Source organism: Streptococcus sp. (genome assembly GCF_032481935.1).
GTDB lineage: Bacteria > Bacillota > Bacilli > Lactobacillales > Streptococcaceae > Streptococcus.
The window spans coordinates 1-23,815 of record NZ_JAWERU010000028.1; the positions used below are offsets into that span (position 1 = coordinate 1).

Annotated in this window: 20 protein-coding genes and 1 pseudogene; 17 read left to right on the forward strand and 4 right to left on the reverse strand. The window is 40.1% G+C overall.

Annotated elements, in window-relative coordinates; translation table 11 throughout:
* Nucleotides 1-214, forward strand: a 214-nt coding sequence (rpsI, locus tag E7C97_RS06515; RefSeq protein WP_316108523.1) for a 30S ribosomal protein S9, incomplete at its 5' end; no start/stop codon positions are given.
* A gap of 80 nt (nt 215-294) precedes the next feature.
* Here rpsI and E7C97_RS06520 read toward each other — a convergent pair.
* The 4 genes and pseudogenes from E7C97_RS06520 to E7C97_RS06535 form a co-directional block, all read right to left on the reverse strand.
* Nucleotides 295-616, reverse strand: a pseudogene (locus E7C97_RS06520) (transposase); the annotation flags it as partial.
* A 136-nt stretch (nt 617-752) separates the two neighbouring features.
* Nucleotides 753-2,999: a bifunctional glutamate--cysteine ligase GshA/glutathione synthetase GshB gene (gene gshAB / locus E7C97_RS06525; protein ID WP_316108524.1), complete on the reverse strand. Its 2,247-nt coding sequence runs from the start codon at nt 2,997-2,999 to the stop codon at nt 753-755.
* 648 nt (nt 3,000-3,647) lie between these two features.
* Entirely contained in the window at nt 3,648-4,526 is an 879-nt protein-coding gene (locus tag E7C97_RS06530) for a LysR family transcriptional regulator (protein ID WP_316108525.1), read from the reverse strand.
* A 127-nt stretch (nt 4,527-4,653) separates the two neighbouring features.
* Nucleotides 4,654-5,004, reverse strand: a complete 351-nt coding sequence (locus E7C97_RS06535; protein WP_316108526.1) for a helix-turn-helix transcriptional regulator — start codon at nt 5,002-5,004, stop codon at nt 4,654-4,656.
* 358 nt (nt 5,005-5,362) lie between these two features.
* On the opposite strand from E7C97_RS06535, the gene E7C97_RS06540 reads away from it, so the two are divergent.
* The 16 genes from E7C97_RS06540 (at nt 5,363) to recG (ending at nt 23,660) form a co-directional block, all read left to right on the forward strand.
* Entirely contained in the window at nt 5,363-6,988 is a 1,626-nt protein-coding gene (locus tag E7C97_RS06540; RefSeq protein ID WP_316108527.1) for a malolactic enzyme, read from the forward strand.
* A 77-nt stretch (nt 6,989-7,065) separates the two neighbouring features.
* The gene (locus tag E7C97_RS06545) at nt 7,066-8,013 is read left to right on the forward strand and encodes an AEC family transporter (protein ID WP_000051820.1); all 948 of its coding nucleotides are present in this window, start codon (nt 7,066-7,068) and stop codon (nt 8,011-8,013) included.
* A gap of 375 nt (nt 8,014-8,388) precedes the next feature.
* Nucleotides 8,389-8,961 (forward strand): DUF6287 domain-containing protein, encoded by a 573-nt coding sequence (locus tag E7C97_RS06550; protein ID WP_316108528.1) that lies wholly within the window; start codon nt 8,389-8,391, stop codon nt 8,959-8,961.
* Between the two features lie 297 nt (nt 8,962-9,258).
* Nucleotides 9,259-9,771: a GNAT family N-acetyltransferase gene (locus E7C97_RS06555; RefSeq protein WP_316108529.1), complete on the forward strand. Its 513-nt coding sequence runs from the start codon at nt 9,259-9,261 to the stop codon at nt 9,769-9,771.
* 146 nt (nt 9,772-9,917) lie between these two features.
* Entirely contained in the window at nt 9,918-10,604 is a 687-nt protein-coding gene (locus tag E7C97_RS06560; RefSeq protein WP_316108530.1) for an XRE family transcriptional regulator, read from the forward strand.
* A gap of 3 nt (nt 10,605-10,607) precedes the next feature.
* Nucleotides 10,608-12,023 (forward strand): Y-family DNA polymerase, encoded by a 1,416-nt coding sequence (locus E7C97_RS06565; protein WP_316108531.1) that lies wholly within the window; start codon nt 10,608-10,610, stop codon nt 12,021-12,023.
* Nucleotides 12,020-12,382 (forward strand): hypothetical protein, encoded by a 363-nt coding sequence (locus E7C97_RS06570; protein WP_316108532.1) that lies wholly within the window; start codon nt 12,020-12,022, stop codon nt 12,380-12,382. The genes E7C97_RS06565 and E7C97_RS06570 overlap by 4 nt, the downstream gene beginning before the upstream one ends.
* Nucleotides 12,375-12,653, forward strand: coding sequence for a DUF5960 family protein (locus E7C97_RS06575; RefSeq protein ID WP_316108533.1), 279 nt, complete (start codon nt 12,375-12,377; stop codon nt 12,651-12,653). Before E7C97_RS06570 ends, E7C97_RS06575 begins: the two co-directional genes overlap by 8 nt.
* A 667-nt stretch (nt 12,654-13,320) precedes the next feature.
* Nucleotides 13,321-14,160: a TPM domain-containing protein gene (locus E7C97_RS06580; RefSeq protein WP_316108534.1), complete on the forward strand. Its 840-nt coding sequence runs from the start codon at nt 13,321-13,323 to the stop codon at nt 14,158-14,160.
* Nucleotides 14,161-14,198: 38 nt separating this feature from the next.
* On the forward strand, nt 14,199-14,792 hold the full coding sequence (locus tag E7C97_RS06585; protein ID WP_049528841.1) for a LemA family protein: 594 nt from the start codon (nt 14,199-14,201) through the stop codon (nt 14,790-14,792).
* Nucleotides 14,793-15,459: 667 nt separating this feature from the next.
* The gene (gene secA, locus E7C97_RS06590) at nt 15,460-17,973 is read left to right on the forward strand and encodes a preprotein translocase subunit SecA (RefSeq protein ID WP_316108535.1); all 2,514 of its coding nucleotides are present in this window, start codon (nt 15,460-15,462) and stop codon (nt 17,971-17,973) included.
* 81 nt (nt 17,974-18,054) lie between these two features.
* Complete coding sequence (locus E7C97_RS06595; RefSeq protein ID WP_049510339.1) at nt 18,055-19,086, forward strand: 3-deoxy-7-phosphoheptulonate synthase; 1,032 nt, start codon at nt 18,055-18,057, stop codon at nt 19,084-19,086.
* A 1-nt stretch (nt 19,087) separates the two neighbouring features.
* Nucleotides 19,088-20,119 carry a 3-deoxy-7-phosphoheptulonate synthase gene (locus E7C97_RS06600; protein ID WP_049510341.1) on the forward strand — a complete coding sequence of 344 codons (1,032 nt, stop codon included), beginning with the start codon at nt 19,088-19,090 and terminating at the stop codon, nt 20,117-20,119.
* A 45-nt stretch (nt 20,120-20,164) separates the two neighbouring features.
* Entirely contained in the window at nt 20,165-20,527 is a 363-nt protein-coding gene (gene acpS / locus E7C97_RS06605; RefSeq protein WP_049510394.1) for a holo-ACP synthase, read from the forward strand.
* Nucleotides 20,517-21,620 (forward strand): alanine racemase, encoded by a 1,104-nt coding sequence (gene alr / locus E7C97_RS06610; protein WP_316108536.1) that lies wholly within the window; start codon nt 20,517-20,519, stop codon nt 21,618-21,620. Before acpS ends, alr begins: the two co-directional genes overlap by 11 nt.
* A gap of 24 nt (nt 21,621-21,644) precedes the next feature.
* On the forward strand, nt 21,645-23,660 hold the full coding sequence (recG, locus tag E7C97_RS06615) for an ATP-dependent DNA helicase RecG (RefSeq protein WP_316108537.1): 2,016 nt from the start codon (nt 21,645-21,647) through the stop codon (nt 23,658-23,660).
* Nucleotides 23,661-23,815: the final 155 nt, after the last annotated feature.

Below are 23,815 nucleotides of genomic sequence, written 5' to 3' on the forward strand. Positions count from 1 at the left end.
ATACGACGTTTTCGTTAACGTTGTAGGTGGTGGATACGCTGGTCAATCAGGAGCTATCCGTCACGGTATCGCTCGTGCCCTTCTTCAAGTAGACCCAGACTTCCGCGATTCATTGAAACGTGCAGGACTTCTTACACGTGACTCACGTAAAGTTGAACGTAAGAAACCAGGTCTTAAGAAAGCTCGTAAAGCATCACAATTTAGTAAACGTTAAAACTTATTTACATTTATTAAAAGCATTTCGTATCAAAAATACGAGATGCTTTTTTTCTAGCTTAATTTTACAAATTGGATTTTGAAGGACACCATGGACCTATTTTCAAGTTGATAACGACTACAAATTTGTTCTGGAGACCATGAAGATTGTAATCGCTCTTTAATTTCCTACTTCAATTCACAGGAGTCTAACTCGATTTTCTTCCCTTCTGCTTCGCCAATTGTTCATTGTGTGTTTGTGCTGCTTGTGCAGAGTAAGTGTCATTACCACACTTAATTCTCTTGAGAAGGTTGATTTGTGAACGCCTAATTTTCTAGCTATTTGGCAGGGTTTGAGACCTAATTCTAGGTAAGTCTCTATCTTAATTCGCTCAATTATGGTAATATGATAGTAGCTTATAGATTTCTCCCGTGTTCTGTTTAGTGTGGTTACTTACAGTTTACACGAGATTGGGCTCTATGAGTTTTTTGTTGCACTATATTTTACCATTTATCAAATATAAAAAAGTAAGCTCAGAAAATCTCTGATCTTATTCTCATATCTCTCCAAACAACTTCCGTAAAATTTTCGGTGTGATACGTTGTCCTGGCCCTACGTAAGTATAGGCGTGCAGGTACATGGCAGGATTGAAGTTGAGTTCGATACAGGTGCAATTTGGTAGCTCCTTACTAGCAGGCTTGGTGTAGTCTGGGATAATCAAATCGACTCCACAGGCCCAAGCCCCCATAGCAGTCGCCATATCGGCAGCTAGTTGTTTGTAACTCTCGCCCATCTGGTCAGTCATGTCAATGGAGTCGCCTCCAGTTGAGATATTAGAATTACCACGCAGAAAGGTTTGGCTACCTTTAGGCAAGACTGTATCAGGTGTGTAACCCTGCTGTTCCAACATGAGTAATTCAATATCACCCAGATTGATGATTTCAAGAGGTGAGCGATGGTCGCGACCACGCAGAGGGTCTTGGTTTTTCTTTTCGACTAATTCTCGGATGCTTGAGCTTCCGTCGCCTACGACATTGGCCGCAACGCGGAGCACGACAGCCTCGCATTTTCCATCCAAGATAAAGAAACGGTACTCGGTCCCTGCCACAAACTCCTCGACTAGCACATGGCTATCTTCCGAAAAGGCGATGTCTAGGGCTTTTTCATAGCCAGAAAGGCTTGTTGACTCTTGGAAGATGGAAATGCCCAGACCGAAGTTGGTGGATTTGGGTTTGACAACAATAGCAGAGTTGGCTATTTGTCCGTAGTACCGCAAGGCATCGTCCTTGTTAGCAAATTCTGCTCCCGCAGGTACTGGAAAACCAGCCTTGTCCAAAATCTTTTTGGTCACAACCTTATTAGCCATGGCCAGTGGAATTACGTAGTTATCTTTGGATGTCATGTTGCTATTTTTAATGTACTCCACATGGTCACCATGCCAGAGTTTGAGAAATTGGTCTTCCTCATCTAAAATTTCTACGTTCAAGCCCAGCTGAATGGCGTCAAAGAGAATCATTTGGGTGGAGAGTTCCATGTTTTCATAGCCTTTGAGGGCATAAGGTGCTGTCCAAGCATAGTCATGAAAGGCTTGTCCTTGTTGTTGGCCAAATTTTTCAAGGGACCCTTCTTCAACCTGCTCTGCTATTTTTCCAGAAAGGGTCAAACGTGGATCAAGAAGAGAGGCCTCCACCTTAGTGATAAGCTGGCTATAATAGTCATCCAGTCCAAAGTGAGCGACGATGTCCTTCATGGCTGTCACGATAGGTTTAGGGTCAGCCTCTTTAGGAAGTGGTGTGTGGGGATGGCTGAGAGCGATTTGGTTGTTGAGAGTAGCAGCTACTGCCAATTCTTCGTCGACTTGCTCCATGTCGTCTAGCCACAAGAGTGCGAGTGCAAAGAGGTGGGTGGTGTCTAGTGTTTCTTGGCTGATTGCCAGTGGCTCAAAGGGGTTGAGGTCAAAGTTGCGGAACTCTAGATAGGAGATGCCCTTAGTCAAAAAGTCCCGGCTAGTCTTAGCACCGCGTAAACGGATGGCAGAGTAAAATTCTTTTTCAGAGGACAGTTGCCCAGTTCCAACAGCGTTTTCGATGTCGGTCACGTATTGCTCCAGTGAAGAGAAGGAAATGTGAACATCGGGGGCATTGACATAGCCGTAGTTGGAGTTACGAATCGACCGCACGCAACCAATTTCATCTGTCAAAAACCCTTTTTCTGCTAGCGGGCTTGCTCCGTAAAGGTAGGTCAAGAGCCAGCGATAACACAAGAAGTTCTGAGCTAACTTGAGATAGAGGGCATTCTTGAAGGTCAGTAAATCGTCATAGTCACTGACTTCAAAGAGCTGCTGGGTCAGATCTTTGCCGAGTTCAAAATTATAGTGAATTCCAGATATGGACTGGAGCAATTTGCCGTAGCGTTCTGCCAAACCAACTCGGTATTGATACTCGTAGTCACTTTCCAACTGGGCAATCTGAATCTCTTCTTCTACAATCACAGGTGGCATGGATAAAGGCCAAAGATATTCTGACTTATCCATTGAGCGAATAGCCACATCGGTGATGGCCCCGAGGAAGCGACGAGCTTCCGTGGTCGACTGTGCTACCGGTGTAATGAGCTCTAGTTGAGGTTCGCTATAATCTGTCTGGATATAGGGATGGAAACTGCGAGAACCCAATTTTTCAGGGTGTGGCGTTTGAGCGACACGGCCTTCAGTATTGATTCGTAGAGATTCGCGCTCCAGACCAAAGGTAGCTTGTAAGATGGGAGTATTTGGGGATAATTTTTGAAATACGTTTGATAGGTTCATGATTTGGCCTCGAAATAATTAGTTTCTCTATTATTTTATCAGTTTGTTAAATAAACTCAACTTTCTGCTACGGAGATGGAGAAGGAAATGCTCGGACGAATTGACTATTTACTTGCATTAAATATAAGCAAAAGCATTAGTAGAAGTATTGAAACTACACCTAATAGTTTTTTCCCCACACTCAATCTCTCATTTCTGTCTTTTTTTCGTAGACAGTTATAAAGTCGATCAGAATAAACCTTGTAAGTGTATAAGTTAATTCTTACAGACCTAAACTATTCCCCTATTTAAAAAATAATGATTCATATTTTATGAAATTAATTAGTAGATATAGTTCTGAAAAGCCGTTATATTACGCTGTTTTTAGTCCAACTGAAATCCATATTTTCCAAACCAGGTCTTAAGAAAGCTCGTAAAGCATCACAATTTAGTAAACGTTCTTCGAAAGAATTACTATACTTACAAAGAGCACCTTTCGGGGTGTTCTTTTTTCATTGATACCTTATAGATTGATAATTAGGAATCTCGTTGAATAGTATCAGGTAAATGAAAAGATTAATCGACAATTCCTTATTTCTCTTTATGTTAGTTTAATATCTACAATGTAAAAAACTCTAGCTATCAGGTAGTTGATAGTTAGAGTTTTTTCTATTCATATGATTTAATTAGATTAAATAAGGCCTCTACTTCTGATGATGGTGTAGCTGATTTAAGGTAAGCGTAATAAACTGTAAATGTAATCTGGTCCTCCGGTATTAGAGGGATTTTTATTAAATCATCATCTTCATCAGAAAGTGCGATATCAGCTAGTAAACTAAGGCCAATTCCTTTCTTTAAAAGTTCTTTAAGAATGACAATGTCATCAGTCTTAAAGAATATTTCTGCCTTGTTTTGATACTTTTGATTAAGGAGTTCAAAAGCTTTCAGGTGAACAAAGTGTTCGTCTAAAAGGATGAAAGATTGCTCTACTAATTCTTCAAAAGCGAGGGAAGGAGCAGTAGCAAGAGGATGGTTCTTAGATAAAACGATATATAGTTCTTTTTGAAAGAGTTCATGCGTCTCTATTGAAGGATGATTGAGTGGTTCAATCAAACCGAGTAGGCTTGCGTCAAGGTCTCCCTTGAGGAGAAGGTTTAATAACTCCACGGAGCCACCGCGGATAGGGCGCACTTTTTTTAAAAAATCGAATTTATCTTTTTCCTTCAAGGCAGCAAAGAGATACTGAATGATAATAGGAGGGAATCCGACAGTAGAGTAATGTGCCAAGGAGCGATTAATTTCTTTGTGAGCAGAACTGATCTCAGGTAAGATCTGTTCTGTATGTTTTAGAAGGATTTGTCCTTGGGGAGTTAGTTTAAAGGAACGATGCGAGGGATCATGGTGAATCAATTTGCAATTAAAAGATTCCTCTAAGCGCTTGATGGCATAAGAAATAGATGGTTGGCTGACTTTGTGTTGTTTTGCTACGTCTGTATAGGATTGAAGCTGGCAGAGGTCATAAAAATATTGTAGATCTTTTAAATTCATATGGGCTCACTTTCATTAGTTGGAGAAGGAAAATAAGTGGAAATCACCAGATAAATACTTTTTATCCGTACCCTACAATTTGACTATACGAGTATTCACCGGTTAAAATGTAAGTGAGTCAGGGATATCAAAGGTTATCTAAGATACTTTCAAAAATGACCAACATCTTTTCTCGTTTATCAATAGGGAGCTGTTTAATCTTCATGTTGATTCTTTTGAGTGAAAGATTGTCTGTCTTATCAGAGGTTGATTCAAGGCTATCAAAATTGAAAAATTCCTCTGGGGTCATATCTAGGGCGACAATCACTTTTTCAAGACTGTGAATGGTCAGATTCACATTTTGGTTTTCAAGTTGATTGATATACTTAAGTCCAAGTCCTGCTTGTTCCGAAAGTTCTTCCTGGCTCATTTTTTTCTGTGTTCGAAAATATTTCACTTTTTGGGAAATATATTGTTGTAAATAGTTTTTATTCGTCATATAAATAGAATACAAGTTTTGTATGACAAAAAAACATCTTAAAAAATACAAAGTATTACATAACAAACTTATGTAATTTTTATTTTAATTCGGATTGCCAATTTGTATGATTAGTTTCTTTTACTCGAAATTTTTAGTAAAGAGTGATCATCGAGAGTTTTATGAGTTCAGAACTTTATAGAATATAACAACTTAAAGTGCTATTAACAATAGTGTTTTAAGTATAAAGAGCTTATTAGAAAAATGTCTTCGTAGACTCATTATAACATATGCGTACACAATTGTATTTTTTAAACAACAAAGTTTTACAGACAATTCATTTTAAGTGGTATAATAGAAGTAAAAAGGAGGTTGCACTATGACTGCACATGATATTTTAAACAACCCTTTCCTCAATAAAGGTACTGCCTTTACCTTAGAGGAGCGAGAGGAACTAGGTCTTATTGGTTTACTGCCACCGTATGTTCAAACGATTGAAGAACAAGCGGTGCAAACTTATGCGCAAATGCAAACAAAAGCCAATGATTTGGAAAAGCGTCTTTTCCTAATGGAAATTTTTAATACCAACCGAACTCTTTTCTATTACCTCTTTTCTCGACATTTGGAGGAATTCAATCCAATTGTATACGATCCAACCATTGCAGATACCATTGAAGGCTATAGTGACCTCTTTGTAGATCCACAATATGCGGGATATCTTGATATCAATCATCCTGAAAATATTGAAGCTACCTTGAAAAATGCTGCTGGGGACCGTGAGATTCGTCTCATTGTAGTAACAGATGCAGAAGGAATCCTTGGAATCGGTGACTGGGGAACAAATGGTGTCGATATTTCTGTTGGGAAATTGATGGTCTATACAGGTGCTGCAGGAATTGACCCTTCAATGGTGCTTCCTTTAGTTATTGATGCCGGGACTAACCGTGAAGAACTTCGTAACAATCCTAATTACTTAGGAAATCGCCACGAACGTGTTCGTGGGGATCGTTACTACGACTTCATTGACCAATTTGTTCAAACAGCAGAACGTCTTTTTCCTAAACTCTACCTTCACTGGGAAGACTTCGGCCGCTTGAATGCTGCCAATATTCTTGAGAAATACCGGAAACAAATTCCTACCTTTAATGATGATATTCAAGGTACAGGAATCGTTACCTTGGGTGGTATCTTTGGTTCGCTAGATATTAGTGGTGAAAAATTAACCGATCAAGTTTATCTCTGCTATGGTGGTGGTACTGCAGGTGCAGGAATTGCCTCTCGTGTTCTTCGTGAAATGGTGAGTGAAGGTCTTTCTGAAGAAGAAGCCTATAAACGTTTCTTTATGGTTGACAAACAAGGTCTTCTCTTTGATGATATGTATGACCTAACTCCTGAACAAAAACCATTTGCTAAAAAACGTGCTGACTTTAGTAACGCAGACAAGTTGACTGACCTGCTTGAAGTTGTGAAGACTGTGAAGCCAACCATTCTTGTCGGAACTTCAACTCAACCAAATACCTTCACTAAAGAAATCGTAGAGGCTATGTGTGAAAATACAGAGCGTCCGATGATCTTCCCTTTGTCAAATCCAACCAAACTAGCAGAAGCTAGTGCCAAAGATTTGATTGAATGGTCAGATGGCAAAGCTTTTGTCGCAACAGGAATTCCTGCTGATACAGTTTCTTATAAAGGTGTCGACTATGTGATTGGTCAAGCCAATAATGCCTTGATTTACCCAGGTCTTGGTCTAGGTATGCTGGCTTCTGAAGCAAGTCTTTTGACTGATGAAATGATTGGAGCAGCAGCTCATTCATTGAGTGGTATTGTCAATCCAGGTCAACCAGGAGCTCCTGTCTTGCCACCATTCAAGTATGTAGCAGATGTTTCTATTAAAGTAGCAGAAGCAGTCGCTAAAAAAGCACAAGAGCAAGGTCTTGCGCGTGCTAAGGAAACAGATATGGCCAAAGCAGTTCGTGATTTGAAGTGGTATCCAGAGTATAAATAATTCATTGCTACTGTCTATCCTTCGCTAGCGACAGATTTGTATGGGCTGTGGACTTAAGTAATTTAGAAAGGATACCTATGTCACTCTTTTTAACCTCGATTACGAGTATCATTCCGATTATCGCTATTATTGTTTTGGGGTATATTCTTCAGGTGAAGGGATGGTTTGGAGATGCCTTTGGACCTAACCTATCTCGTTTGATCATGAATGTAGCCTTGCCAGCGTCAATTTTTGTGTCGGTGATGAAATACCTAACACTAGATAAACTAATCAGTCTTTCTGGAGGTCTCCTTTATACATTTGTGGCCTTTATCTTGGGCTATATCGTAGCTTATATTGCAGTTGTGGTTTTCAAGGTTCGTCCAGGACGGCGAGGAACCATGATTAATACTTTTGTGAATGCCAATACTATTTTTATTGGTTTACCTTTAAACGTTGCTCTTTTTGGGGATCAGGCTCTTCCTTATTTCTTAATTTACTATATCACTAACACGATTTCCACCTGGACATTGGGCGTGTATTTGATGACGAGTGACAGTAAATCGGGTCAAAGCAAGGAGACAAGTAAATTTGACTGGAAGAAATTGCTACCAGCTCCGCTTGTAGGTTTTCTTGTGGCTCTGCTATTTTTGATTCTCCGAATCTCTATTCCAGATTTCGCAACGAATACCTTAACCTATGTTGGAAATATCGTAACTCCCTTATCTCTGATTTATATTGGTATCGTTCTTGCAAAGGCAGGCTTGAAAACTATTACTTTTGATAAAGATACAATTGTCACTTTAGTTGGACGCTTTATCCTAGCTCCTCTAATCATGCTTCTTGTATTGAAGTTCTTTGCGCCAAATATGGCGACAGCAGAATTTAAGACCTTTATGATTCAGTCCGCTACACCAGCTTTAGCTGTTCTTCCGATCCTTGCTAATCAGGGAAAAGGAGATGTGGAATTCTCTACGAATGTGGTGACTCTAAGTACGGTTCTATTTATCGTTGTTATTCCAATATTACAAACTTTATTAGGATAAGAAGGAAGAGGATAGGATTGAAAGTTTTGCATTAAGAAATTGCACTATTATAGATACATCTATTCCTATTTCTTGAAATCAAAATCGGCAGAAACTCTTCGGACGTTTCCTATCAAGCGCTTTTGAGCTGTCCTAAAAGCCAAACTTTTCAAACTAGGATTGAAAAAAGCTCGTAAAGCATCACAATTTAGTAAACGTTCTTCGAAAGAATTACTATACTTACAAAGAGCACCTTTCGGGGTGTTCTTTTTTAATCCTCAATAAGAGAGTTCACCCCCCAAAAAATCACACCGCTAGTCTTTGTCTTATACAATTTCTTCCTAGTACCAGTTTGGTATGATATAATTAAATACGAATAATTTAAAGGAGTTATAAATGAAAATAGGAAAAGGCATCAATTGGATTTTGATTCTGTTAAGTTGCTTAATTGCTATAGTACTGATAAGTTTTATGTTCTTCTTTAATCATAAGAAGCAAGATGTAGAAGCAGTAAATGCTACAACAGAACAGGTTTCTACTACTAGTACGACAGCGACTAGTACAACAACCACTAGTTCAACGACTACTCAAGATAGTGTTACGACTACTGAGGAAAAAATCTCGACACAAGAAGAGCAAACGAATGCTAAATCACAAAAAATAGATGAGCAAGCCATTCTAAACGGAGATTTCTCGACTCTAGTTGGAACTTGGAGAAATGGACTTGGGCAAGAGTTTACATTCGATAAAAATGGACTAGTAAATAGTGGGAACATTGAGAAAGTGAGCATAGCTAGCGATGGGAGTGTTAACTTCAGCGTTAGATCTGGTTTTACAGGGTATGGAATGAGTATTTATCCTGTTGGACTTATTATAGCTGGGTTAGATTCTGACTTAAGTAAAAACAGGCTTACTGCTGGCCAAGCTGCTCCAACTAGCTCAGAACAAGTTTTTTATAAAGTAGACTAAATGATTAACCATCTCATCAAATTTGAGATGATTTTCTTCTTTATTCGTGAGTCAGTATCATTTTATGAAGATGAAGTAAGTAGGATTTTAAAATAGCTTCTATAGGCATCCCAGCCTGTTTAGCAAGATGTTGGAATTTATGAGGACTTTGATGGATATTATTTTTCTTCATAGTATGTTGTGTTATAATGTAGATACGATATGAATAAATTAAGATATCTCTGTAAATTCTGTAAATGTCACTTTGTGTGAACATGAGCACATTTGAATTTATAGAATGATAGGAGGTGGTTTACAATGATAAGTTTAGAGCTGATGTCTGAAGAAAATAGTATAGATATTTATTCTTTTGAAAAAGAAAATCGGGAGTATTTTGAGCGAAGTTTACCTCCTAGACCAGCTCACTATTTTGATTCAGAAAGTTTTAAAGAAATTACAAGGGAATTGTTAAGGGAACAAGAGAATCATGATGTCTACATGCATCTTATTAGAGATGCACAAGGTGTTATGGTTGGAAGAATCAATTTAAGTGTTTTAGGGAAGGATAGAAAAACAGCAGAACTTGGATACAGGATTGGAGAAAATGTTACTAATTTAGGATATGCAAGCGAAGCAGTTAAACTCGTTTTAGAAAAGGCCTTTACTACTTATGGTTTACATAAGATTATCGCAGGGACGGCAACGGACAATCTGGCTTCTCAGAGAGTGCTTTTAAAAAATGGTTTTACCTTTAGTAAAATCATAGAAAATGACTTTCAAATGAATAACGAGTGGATTCATACGGCAGTATTTGAGATAAGGAATCTATAGCATCATCATTCCCAATAGTCTGCTAAACCTCAACATTTCTAGTAGACATTCGTCTACTTTTTTTATATAATAAAACTAAACCAAAATGGTTGAATTTTTAAAATAGAGTCAACCTGCGATGAAAACATCACGCTAGGAGGTAAAACATGTACCAACCAGAAAAACTCAAGGCTCGGAGAAAAGAGCTAAAACTAACACAAAAAGAGATTGCAGAGCGACTTGGGATTAGTTTTCAGGCTTATTCGGCCTGGGAGCGTGGAGTTAAAGAGCCTTCTAAAGAGAAGGTTTCACAATTAGAAGAGATTTTAAAAGTACCAAAAGGCTATTTCACCCAAATAGAAATTGTCCGTCTCTATAATAGCCTCTCTAATCAAGGGAAAGAAAAGGTGGTAGTCTATGCTCGCAACCTGGTTCAAGAAGAACAAGCCAAGAAGGTAACGCTTATTTCAGAAAAACTTTTCGAGTATCATGTCTACGAACGCATGTCAGCTGGGATCGGTGCTTCAGTTTATGATGATCGAAACTTTGACACGGTTTACTTTAATGAGGAACTAGCTCACGATTTTGCTTCCTGGGTTTCTGGAGATTCTATGGAACCCAAATATCAAAATGGTTCAGTAGCTTTGATTCGTGAGACAGGATTTGATTATGATGGTGCTGTCTATGCAGTGGTTTGCAATAACCAGACCTATATCAAACGGGTCTATCGAGAAGAGGAAGGCTTGCGTCTAGTTTCCATTAATCCCAAGTACAAGGATATTTTCATCCCCTATGAGGAAGATCCTAGAATTGTGGGCATTATCGTGGGCAACTTTGTACCCATGGAGGGATAGCCTATGGGCTACTTTGATTATTCCAGAGAGCCCAAAAGTGATATTGCCTTTGTTGATATGAAGTCCTTTTATGCCAGTGTTGAGTGTGTGGAAAGAGGGCTTCATCCTCTTAAAACTTCCCTTTGTGTTATGAGTCGGGCGGATAATTCTGTTGGGCTTATTCTTGCCTCCTCGCCTATGTTTAAAAAGGTCTTTGGGAAAGCAAATGTAGGTCGTGCTTATGACCTGCCTTTTGATATTAAGACGCGCAAATTTTCCTACTACAATGCTAAGAAACAAGGCCTACCTACGGATTCAGCTTATGTGAAATTTATCGAGGATTGGGCTCAAGTGACCGTCATTGTCCCTCCTCGGATGGATAAGTATATCGCGGTCAATCTGGAAATCCAAGGAATCTTTCAGAACTATGGCAGTCCAGATGATATTTATCCTTATTCAATTGATGAAGGCTTTATTGACCTAACCAGTTCGCTCAATTATTTTGTTCCAGACCAGCAGATTTCTCGTAGAGATAAGTTGGACATGCTTTCGGCTCGTATCCAGAGAGATATCTGGCGACAGACCGGGATTTACTCGACAGTCGGTATGTCGAATGCCAATCCTCTGCTTGCTAAGTTGGCCTTGGATAATGAAGCCAAGCACACACCGACTATGCGAGCCAATTGGTCTTACCAAGATGTGGAGGATAAGGTCTGGTCCATTCCAAAGATGACCGACTTTTGGGGGATTGGGCATCGGATGGAGAAGCGCTTGAATAGCTTGAAAATCTATTCGATTAAGGAATTAGCCAATAGCAATCCGGATTTCCTGAAGAAGGAGCTTGGCCAAGCTGGACTTCGCTTGTGGTTTCATGCTAATGGGATTGATGAGAGTAATGTTCATAAGCCTTATAAGCCAAAATCTCACGGTCTAGGAAATTCGCAAATTTTACCGAGAGACTATGTCAAACAGCGAGATATCGAAATTATCCTTCGAGAAATGGCTGAGCAAGTAGCTATCAGGCTTCGAAGAGCTAGTAAAAAGGCAACAGTGGTGTCTATCCATCTTGGTTTTTCTAAGCAGGAACAAAAACGCTCCATCCATACCCAGATGAAGGTTGAGCCGACCAATAGTACCAGTCTTTTAGTCAGTTATGTACTGAAATTATTCCATAGCAAATATACTTCTGGAGCCGTCAGAAGTATTGCCGTTAGTTATTCAGGATTTGTAGACGAGTCCTTTGCTTTAATTTCCCTTTTTGATGATGTTGACAAGCTAGAAAAAGAAGAAAGGCTCCAGACTGCCATTGATTCCATTCGAGAACAATTCGGATTTACTTCTCTCTTGAAGGCGACTGCCTTAGAAGACGCATCGAGAAGTATTGCCAGAAGCAGGCTCATCGGAGGGCATTCCGCTGGAGGATTAGATGGATTAAAATGATTGATCGTTCTTATTTGCCCTTCCAATCCGCAAGGGACTACCAGGATCCAGGCATGCAGAAGTGGATGGGCTTTTTTCTATCGGAGCATACGACCTCGCTCAGTGCAGAAAAAAATCGTGTCGATTTATCGACAGATTTGAATCCAGTCGAGAAGTTGTTGCTGCTTTCCCAGCTCTACGTTGGGCGACTAAAAGGCTCTTTTATGGTCAAGGAGAAAAATCATAAAAGCACCATATTGGGTGAAGTAAGAGAATTATCTCCTCAAGAAATCTCTCTTAAAACTGATGAGGGCTATAGATTAATAAGGGTAGATGATATTTTCACAATCCAACTTTGTCAGGAGGAAGTTGATGACTAGAAAAGAGTTGTATGAAAACAAATTGCAGATGGATTATTTTTCAGATGACTACATTTGTTTTGAGGAAGATTTTCAAAAATACTCTACCATGAATGTACCCCTGACTTTTCTGATTGATGATATCCTACGGACCATGGCCATCAACCAAAAGAACTACTTTGTCTTGAACAAGGAAAATGCCAAGGATGGCAGGGATCATTATTATTATTTTGAGATAGATTATCGCGTAGGATGTAGAAGTTTTCACTATAAAAAGCATGTGAATAGATAATTTGAACGCTACGACAGATGAAGCCTATATTTATTTTGAAAATAAATTACCCAGTGAATTAGCAACCCTAACAGAGAGTGCTAAAACATCATAAATTCATCAAGTGATTTCGAAAATTTTGAGAATAACGGAAAAAACGTTAAAAATGTTTGATCAGTAGATAAATATATCGATGACTATATTTTTTATCATATTGTAAAATAAAAATTTCTGAAAATTTTTTATGGATCTGAAATTTTCTCCACAAGAATACAAAGACTAGTAGATTTAAGAATGTATAGACTCCGAAAGTTAAATTTTTCGGGGGTGTAGTACAGAGGAATTCCTCCCTCTCAAAGCCTCTCTTTTGTCATGAGTTGTGTGATCTATCCTTGGATATCAAGAAATGCAAATCTTATGAACTATAATGCCAAGAAATAAGGCTTGTCAACAGATCCAAAATTTATCTAAGATTGATTCCGAGTGCTTCTGCTTATTCCTTCTAGAGATTGCAGTCAATATGGTGGAAATTTAGACCATTTAATGCAGAATAGAGAGTCAGATTTGTCATCAAAAAAACATCATTTTCTTAGTTCTTGTCATAGATTTGTAATGAAAATGTACTTTCTTTGTAAAAATCAAAATGCTATAATTCTCTAAACAATTTTCCTTGCACAAGGAGGTTATTATGAAAAAATATAGATTGTTAAAGAAAAGTTTCTTGGCGCGTATCCTTGGATTGCTGATGGTATTTCTCTTCTTATCAGCATTCACAGTACCTGAAAAACCAGACTATGGTATCTACGATCCAAATCACTATTTAACAGAGGACACTATCACACAAATTCGTGATTTGAATGAAGCTAATAGTAAAAAGGCAGAAAAGCTCCAAATAGGTGTCTATATCGTAGATAGTCTGGAAGGAGAAAGCATTGAAACGGTGGCTAATGAAACTGCCAGGGCTTGGAAGATTGGCTATTCAGGAGATAATTTTGGAAGTCTCATTGTAGTAGCTGTTCAAGACCGTAAATCGAGAATTGAAACCAGTAATAACACCGCCATTAGAATAACGGACTATCAAACCAAGCAGATTTTGGCAGCCAGCCGTACAGATTTCAAAACTGGTGACTATGGTAAAGGAATTCTAGCGATTGCCAAAGGCTTGGACAATCAGTTTTATAGAGGAAGTGGAACATTTCCATCTGATGAATCCTCTAAAATCAAACATTATTCTGATAGCATCAGTGGGAAAAAATCGAGTCGCAATAGTAGCTCGTCTAGTCATCGTAAGAACAGTGACCCTATGGACAATGTGTTTGGAGTAGGGATAATCATTTATTTCATTATCGTATTTATAGCCATTATTAGAGGAGGCGGCGGTGGCCGAGGAGGAGATTCCTCTGACGGAGGATGGTGGTTTAGTGACTCATCCGATTCGGATTCATCTTGGTCAGACTCAGGTTCAGATTCTTCTGGTGGCTGGGACGGCGGAGGCTTTGATGGTGGAGGTTCATCTGATGATTGGTAATGTCAGTATAAAATTTAAAGAAATGAGTAGGTTTAGATATGAAAAATAAAGGAATCATTTATGTATTGAGCATTTTACTAGCCATTATCTTGCTGGGAGGTTGCTCGGTTGTAGGTACTTATAACGGTCTTGTCTCCGAACAGACCAAGGTAGAACAAGCTCAAGCAAATGTAGCGACAGCTCTTCAACGTCGTTCAGACTTGATTGGAAATTTGGTAGAGTCTGTAAAGGGACAAATGAACCATGAGACAGAGGTCTTCACCCAGATTGCAGAAGCACGTGCAAAAATTGGGAATGGCTCTGTTACTTCAAAGGAAAACCAAGAGGCTCAAGGTGAGTTGAGTTCAGCTATTTCACGCCTGCTTGTGTTGACAGAGAACTATCCTGAGCTTAAGAGCAATCAAAATGTGGAACAACTCATGACGGAGTTGGCTGGAAGCGAAAATCGTATTTTTGTAGCCCGCAAGGATTACAACCAGGCAGCAACTGACTACAATCAAAAATTAAGAAGCTTCCCAACTGTTCTCTTTGCTAATATGATGAACTTTAAAGAAGCAGAAACCTTCAAAGAAAGCGAAGAAGCCAAGATAGCTCCAAAGGTTGACTTTAGTACTTCTACATCAAAACAGTAGACTGGTCGATTATTTCTAAGAATTGCAAGATCTGGAAACTACTTTCCAGGTCTTTTTGCTATAATAAAAATAGGAAACAGTTCTGGAGGTGATGAGATGGAGAAGTTGCTACAATTGTTGATTTTAGTGCCCTATTTTTTCTTTTTTAGTTGGCAAAGGAAGGTACGACCAGGAAGTAAGCACTTTTCCTTCCTTTACTATTTTTACTGGATTTATTTACCTCTCATGACCTTGTTTAGTCTAGCTTTCACTCTTTTTTCGCTAATCTTATTTAATTTTATTTTACTAGAGCCCAAGGATCTAGCTAGGTGGTTGATATGGATAGTTTTAGTCCTTTTATCCTTACTCAATGACTGGATAGTTTATACTGGTCTAAAATTTATGAAAAAACTGAAGTTGGAAAAGAAGAAGGCTAATCTTCCTTGAGAGAACTGAGGAAATTCTTGTCTAATAACTGAAGGATGCTTCGTTTCTCAATGCTGAGTTAAGTAGAAGTTCAAATTAGGGAAAAATGAAGCTAAGAGTAGGAATTTTAAAGGGAACTAATCTTGATGATTAGCTCTTTTTTGCTCTAAGGGAAAACGGAATATTTCTTGAAAAAATTGGGCAAATATGCTACAATAAAAAGAACATTCTAAAATATTCAGAATTTAAAGTAAGGAAAAAAATGGCAAATTTACTAAAAACAATCATCGAAAATGATAAAGGCGAACTCCGTCGCTTGGAAAAGATGGCGGACAAAGTCTTAAAATATGAAGATGAAATGGCTGCGTTAACAGACGAGCAATTGCAAGCAAAAACAGAAGAATTCAAACAACGCTATCAAAATGGTGAGACTCTTGACCAACTTTTGTATGAGGCGTTTGCTGTTGTACGCGAGGGAGCTAAGCGTGTTCTTGGTCTTTTCCCGTATAAGGTTCAGGTTATGGGGGGAATCGTTCTTCACCATGGTGACGTTCCTGAGATGCGTACTGGTGAGGGGAAAACCTTGACAGCGACTATGCCAGTATACCTTAACGCCCTTTCAGGTAAAGGTGTACACGTAGTTACGGTCAATGAGTATCTATCAGAACGTGACGCGACTGAGATGGGTGAGTTGTACTCATGGCTTGGTTTGTCAGTAGGGATTAACTTGGCAGCCAAATCTCCAATGGAGAAAAAAGAAGCTTATGAGTGTGATATCACTTATTCAACCAACTCAGAGATTGGTTTCGATTATCTTCGTGATAACATGGTCGTTCGTGCCGAAAATATGGTTCAACGTCCACTCAACTACGCCTTGGTCGATGAGGTTGACTCAATCTTGATCGACGAAGCTCGTACTCCTTTGATCGTTTCAGGGGCCAATGCAGTTGAAACCAGTCAACTCTACCATATGGCTGACCATTTTGTGAAGTCTTTGGATAAGGATGACTATATCATTGATATTCAGTCTAAGACAATTGGTCTATCTGATTCTGGTATTGACAAGGCTGAAAGCTACTTCAAACTAGAAAATCTCTACGATATCGAAAACGTAGCCTTGACTCACTTTATCGACAATGCCCTTCGTGCTAACTACATTATGATTCTTGATATTGACTATGTGGTCAGCGAAGAGCAGGAAATCTTGATTGTCGACCAATTTACCGGTCGTACTATGGAAGGTCGTCGTTATTCTGATGGTTTGCACCAAGCTATTGAAGCAAAAGAAGGTGTGCCAATCCAGGATGAAACCAAGACATCTGCCTCAATCACTTACCAAAACCTCTTCCGTATGTATAAGAAATTGTCTGGTATGACGGGTACAGGTAAGACTGAGGAAGAAGAATTCCGTGAAATTTACAACATTCGTGTTATTCCAATCCCAACAAACCGTCCTGTTCAACGTATTGACCACTCAGACCTTCTTTATGCAAGTATCGAGGCTAAGTTTAAGGCGGTTGTCGAAGATGTAAAAGCTCGCTACCAAAAGGGTCAACCAGTCTTGGTTGGTACGGTTGCCGTTGAAACCAGTGATTATATTTCTAAAAAATTGGTAGCTGCAGGTGTTCCTCACGAAGTATTGAATGCCAAAAACCACTACAAAGAAGCTCAAATCATCATGAATGCTGGCCAACGTGGTGCAGTTACAATCGCGACCAACATGGCCGGTCGTGGTACTGACATTAAGCTTGGTGAAGGTGTTCGTGAACTTGGTGGACTTTGTGTCATTGGTACAGAACGCCATGAAAGTCGTCGTATCGATAACCAGCTTCGTGGACGTTCAGGACGTCAAGGGGACCCAGGGGAATCTCAATTCTACCTTTCTCTTGAAGATGATTTGATGAAACGTTTCGGTTCAGAGCGCTTGAAGGGTGTCTTTGAACGTCTCAATATGTCAGACGAAGCAATCAAATCTCGTATGTTGACACGTCAGGTTGAAGCAGCACAAAAACGTGTTGAAGGAAACAACTACGACACACGTAAACAAGTCCTTCAATACGATGATGTCATGCGTGAGCAACGTGAGATTATCTACTCACAACGTTACGATGTCATCACTGCTGATCGCGATTTGGCTCCTGAGATTCATGCAATGATTAAACGCACTATTAATCGTGTTGTTGATAATCATGCGCGTGCTAAACAAGATGAAAAACTAGAAGCTATCTTGAATTTTGCAAGATACAACTTGCTTCCAGAAGATTCAATTTCACTTTCAGACCTAGAAGGTTTGTCAGACCAAGCGATCAAAGATGAACTTTACCAACGTGCCTTGAAAGTCTACGATAGCCAAGTTGCTAAGCTTCGTGATGAGGAAGCTGTTAAAGAATTCCAAAAAGTCTTGATTCTACGTGTTGTAGATAACAAGTGGACAGACCATATCGATGCTCTTGATCAGTTGCGTAATGCTGTTGGTCTCCGTGGTTATGCTCAGAATAACCCAGTCGTTGAGTATCAAGCAGAAGGTTTCCGCATGTTTAATGATATGATTGGTTCCATTGAGTTTGATGTGACTCGTTTGATGATGAAAGCACAAATTCATGAACAAGAGCGTCCACAAGCAGAGCGCCATATCAGTACGACAGCAACTCGTAATATTGCTGCGCAACAGACTGAGCTTCCTGCAGATTTGGATCTTAGTCAAGTTAAGCGTAACGACTTGTGCCCATGTGGTTCTGGTAAGAAATTTAAAAACTGTCATGGTAAACGACATTAAGAATGACTAATTTTCAGGCGGATGCCTAGTGAAAAGTGAATTTTCGCTTGGCGTCCGTTTGCTTTATAAGGAGGATGAATCATGGTATTTACAGCCAAAAGCCCTAAAATTAATATTGAAGAAGTCCGTAGTTTGTCTAAATTAGAAGGACAAGCACTGGGCAATAAACAACAACGTGACCAAGAACTTGAAGCGATTATTCGTGGTGAAGATCAGCGTGTTTTGTTGGTGATTGGTCCTTGTTCATCTGACAATGAAGAAGCAGTTCTCGAATATGCCAAGCGTTTGTCAAAACTGCAAGAAGAAGTCAAAGACCGCGTCTTTATGGTCATGCGTGTTTACACTGCTAAACCACGTACTAATGGTGATGGCTATAAGGGCTTGATTCACCAACCAAATGCCAAAGAAGCACCTAGCCTCATCAATGGGATCAAGGCAGTTCGCCACCTGCACTACCGTGTTATTTCTGAAACAGGAATGACGACCGCGGATGAAATGTTGTACCCAGAAAACCTTCCTTTGGTAGATGACTTGATTTCTTACATGGCAGTTGGAGCTCGTTCGGTTGAAGACCAACAACACCGTTTTGTAGCTAGTGGAGCAGATTTTGCGACAGGTTTTAAAAATCCAACGTCTGGAAATCTCAATGTCATGTTCAACGGTATTTATGCGGCTCAAAACAAACAAAGTTTCCTTTTCCTAGGGAAAGAAGTTGAAACGACTGGAAATCCTCTATCGCATGCTATTCTCCGTGGTGCCCTCAATGAATACGGGAAAAACATTCCGAACTATTACTACGATAATTTGATGGATACCATTGCCCAGTATGAAAAAATGGGCCTCGAAAACCCATTTATCATCATTGATACCAACCATGATAACTCAGGCAAGCAGTATATGGATCAGATTCGCATTGTTCGTCAGACCTTGATTAACCGTGACTGGAATGAAAAGATTAAAAAATATGTACGTGGTTTCATGATTGAGTCTTATCTAGAAGATGGTCGTCAAAATGAACCAGAGGTCTTTGGAAAATCTATCACCGACCCATGTCTAGGATGGGAAAATACTGAAGCTCTTGTTCGCGAAATCTACCAAAGACTAGGAGAATAGTATGGCATTTATTGAAAAAGGTCAAGAAATCGACATTGAAGCGATTAAGGCGGAAACACAGCTGTCTGCAGAAGCCTTGCAACATAAGGAAAGCCGAGACCAAGAACTAGCTGATATTCTATCTGGTAAGGATGATCGTATCCTTTTAGTCATTGGTCCTTGTTCATCTGATAATGAAGAAGCAGTGCTTGAATATGCTCGCCGTTTAGCAGACTTGCAGAAAAAAGTGGCGGATAAGATTTTTATGGTCATGCGTGTTTACACAGCTAAGCCACGTACCAATGGAGATGGCTACAAGGGGTTGGTTCATCAGCCAGATACTTCTAAAGCACCAAGTTTGATTAATGGTTTGCAGGCTGTTTGTCAACTTCATTATCGAGTGATTACAGAAACTGGATTGACCACAGCAGATGAAATGCTTTATCCATCCAATCTAGTCTTGGTTGACGACTTGGTGAGCTACCATGCAGTGGGTGCGCGTTCAGTAGAAGATCAGGAACACCGTTTTGTAGCTTCAGGGATTGATGCACCAGTGGGTATGAAAAATCCAACCTCTGGAAATCTGTCTGTTATGTTTAATGCTATCTATGCTGCACAAAACAAGCAAACATTTCTTTACCATGGACAAGAAGTTGAGACTTCAGGTAATCCCCTAGCTCACGTTATCCTTCGTGGAGCAATGAATGAATATGGGAAAAATGAACCAAACTTCTACTATGAAACTCTCTTAAATGCTATCGGGCGTTACGAGTCTATGGGGCTTGAAAATCCCTTTATCATGATTGATACCAACCATGATAATTCAGGGAAGCAGTATATGGAGCAAGTTCGAATTGTTCGCCAGGCTCTGCTCAATCGTGACTGGAATGAAAAGATTAAGAAAACAGTTCGAGGTTTCATGATTGAATCCTACTTGGCAGATGGTCGACAAAATCAACCAGAACTTTTTGGTTGTTCGATTACAGACCCCTGTCTAGGATGGGAAAATACAGTAGCCCTGGTAGAAGAAATCTATACTACCTTAACAAAATAAGTGAAAAGGATGGAGTTGGGGGTATCTCAACTCCTTTTGATAAAAATGATAGTTGGACACGGAATTGATATTGAAGAATTAGCTTCCATACAAAATGCAGTTGAAAAAAGAAAAGGTTTTGCCCAGCGTGTCTTGACAGACAAGGAAATGGAGCGCTTTGCCAGTCTCAAAGGTCGTAGGCAGATCGAGTATTTGGCTGGGCGTTGGTCAGCAAAAGAGGCTTTCTCAAAGGCTATGGGAACGGGAGTTGGGAAATTAGGTTTTCAGGATTTGGAAGTTTTGAACAATGAAAGAGGAGCCCCCTACTTCAGTAAATCCCCGTTTTCAGGGAAAGTGTGGCTATCGATCAGCCATACAAATCAGTTTGTGACAGCTAGTGTTATTTTGGAGGAAGATTATGAAAACTAGTCCACATAGACCAACCAAGGCCCTCATCGATCTGGGTGCTATCCGCTACAATATCCAACAAATGGGAGAGCACATTCCTAAAGATACTCTTAAATGGGCGGTTGTGAAAGCCAATGCTTATGGACATGGAGCGATAGCTGTTGCGAAGGCTATCCAGGATGATGTCGATGGCTTTTGCGTTTCGAATATTGATGAAGCCATCGAGCTTCGTCAGGCAGGAATTTCTAAGAAGATTCTTATTCTAGGAGTATCTGAGGTTGAATCTCTTTCATTGGCTAAGGACTTTGATATTACCTTGACAGTGGCTGGGTTGGAATGGATCCAGAAACTCATAGCGACAGAGTCAGACTTACCAGGCTTAACCGTTCACCTTAAAATTGATTCAGGTATGGGGCGAATTGGTTTTAGAAGTGCAAGCGAGGCAGCACAAGCTCAAACTTTACTCAAGGAACATGGAGCAAATGTTGAGGGAATCTTTACACACTTTGCAACTGCTGATGAAGAGTCGGATAGCTATTTTAAGGAACAGTTAGAGTGTTTCAAGGAAATACTTGCTGGCTTGCAAGAAGTACCAGAATTGGTTCATGCTAGTAACTCCGCAACGACTCTATGGCATGCAGAAACTATTTTCAGTGCTGTTCGCATGGGAGATTCCATGTATGGTCTCAATCCAAGTGGACAAGTTTTGGAATTGCCTTATGAACTAAAACCAGCCTTAACTTTGGAGTCAGCTATTGTTCATGTTAAAACAGTCCCAGCTGGGGCTTGTATGGGTTACGGAGCAACTTATCAAGCAGACGGTGAGCAAGTCATTGCAACGGTACCGATAGGTTATGCAGATGGTTGGACACGAGATATGCAGAATTTCTCAGTTCTGGTGGATGGACAATTGTGCCCTATCGTAGGGCGGGTATCCATGGACCAAATCACGGTTCGTTTACCTAAGCTGTATCCATTAGGTACCAAGGTAACTTTGATTGGTGCAGACGGTGATCAAGAAATTACTGCAACAGATGTAGCGGTTTACCGTGGAACGATCAATTATGAGGTAGTTTGTCTCCTCAGTGATCGAATTCCGAGAGAATATTATTAAGAAACAGAAGGAAAGGAGAAGAGCATGAATTTACACCAACCCTTGCATGTCTTGCCTGGCGTGGGACCAAAGTCAGCAGAAAAATATGCCAAACTAGGAATCGAAAACCTGCAAGATCTCTTGCTCTACTTTCCTTTCCGTTATGAAGATTTTAAGACCAAGCAGGTGCTAGAGCTAGAAGACGGTGAAAAGGCTGTCCTATCTGGTCAGGTGGTGACGCCAGCTAGTGTTCAGTATTATGGTTTTAAGCGCAATCGTTTACGCTTTAGTCTCAAGCAGGGAGAGGTTGTGTTTGCAGTTAACTTCTTTAACCAACCCTACCTGGCTGACAAGATTGAGTTAGGAGCGACTCTAGCCGTTTTTGGTAAGTGGGATCGCTCCAAGGCTAGTCTCACAGGGATGAAGGTTTTAGCCCAAGTGGAGGACGACCTTCAACCTGTCTATCGTCTCGCACAAGGAGTTAGTCAAGCAAGCCTTGTTAAGGTCATTAAAACCGCCTTTGATCGGGGGCTAGATCTCTTGATAGAGGAAAATCTCCCTCAGTCCTTGCTAGATAAATACAAACTCATGTCTCGCTGTCAGGCTGTTCGTGCTATGCATTTCCCTAAGGATTTGGCAGAATACAAACAGGCTCTCCGTCGAATCAAGTTTGAGGAACTTTTCTATTTCCAAATGCAATTACAGACCCTCAAGTCTGAAAATAAGGTTGATGGAAGTGGATTGGTTCTGAATTGGTCCCAGGAAAAACTAACTGCGGTTAAAGAAAAGTTACCCTTTGCTTTGACCCAAGCCCAAGAAAAGAGCCTGCAAGAAATCCTGACCGATATGAAGTCGGACCATCACATGAATCGACTCTTGCAAGGGGATGTTGGAAGTGGGAAAACAGTGGTAGCAGGTCTAGCGATGTACGCAGCCGTAACGGCTGGTTATCAGGCTGCCCTCATGGTTCCAACAGAGATTCTTGCAGAGCAACATTTTGAAAGTCTAGAAAGTCTCTTTCCTGATTTGAAACTAGCTCTCCTAACAGGTTCATTAAAAGCTGCAGAAAAACGCACGGTTTTAGAGACCATTGCTAAGGGTCAAGTTGATGTAATCATCGGTACCCATGCCCTTATACAGGATGGAGTAGACTACGATCGACTTGGATTGATCATCATCGATGAACAACACCGATTTGGAGTCGGACAAAGGCGTATTTTACGGGAAAAAGGTGAAAATCCAGATGTCCTCATGATGACGGCAACACCGATTCCACGGACCTTAGCCATCACAGCCTTTGGAGATATGGATGTTTCTATTATTGACCAGATGCCAGCAGGACGCAAGCCAATCGTAACACGCTGGATTAAACATGAACAGTTGCCCCAGGTCCTGACTTGGTTGGAAGGAGAAATTCAAAAAGGTTCTCAAGCCTATGTTATTTCGCCCTTGATTGAAGAATCTGAAGCCTTGGATTTGAAAAATGCTATCGCTTTGTCAGAAGAGTTGACAGATCATTTTGCAGAAAAAGCAAAAGTTGCTCTCTTGCATGGGAAGATGAAGAGTGATGAAAAAGACCAGATTATGCAGGAGTTCAAAGATAGAAAGACTGATATTCTGGTTTCGACAACGGTTATCGAGGTTGGGGTTAATGTGCCAAATGCGACAGTCATGATTATCATGGATGCTGATCGTTTTGGGCTTAGTCAACTCCATCAGCTTCGGGGTCGTGTAGGTCGTGGAGACAAGCAGTCCTATGCGGTACTTGTGGCCAATCCCAAAACAGACTCAGGTAAGGACCGTATGCGCATCATGACGGAGACAACAAATGGCTTTATCCTTGCTGAGGAAGATTTAAAAATGCGTGGTTCTGGTGAAATCTTTGGAACCAGACAGTCAGGTCTACCAGAGTTTCAAGTGGCTGATATTATCGAAGATTTTCCGATTCTTGAGGAAGCCCGCAAGGTAGCAAGCTATATCAGTTCACTTCCTAATTGGCAAGAGGATCCAGAGTGGCATGTGATTGCCCTAAATCTAGAGAAGAAAGAACATTTGGATTAAGCTTTTTCTAAGAAAATCTTAAGTTTGCTTTTAGGAAGGCGTCCTATACTAGAGTCATTATAGTTACTTAGTTTATAAAATACATGTTATAATAAAGCTATGGCATATAGTACAGATTTTAAACAACGAGCATTAAATTACATCAAAGAGGGACA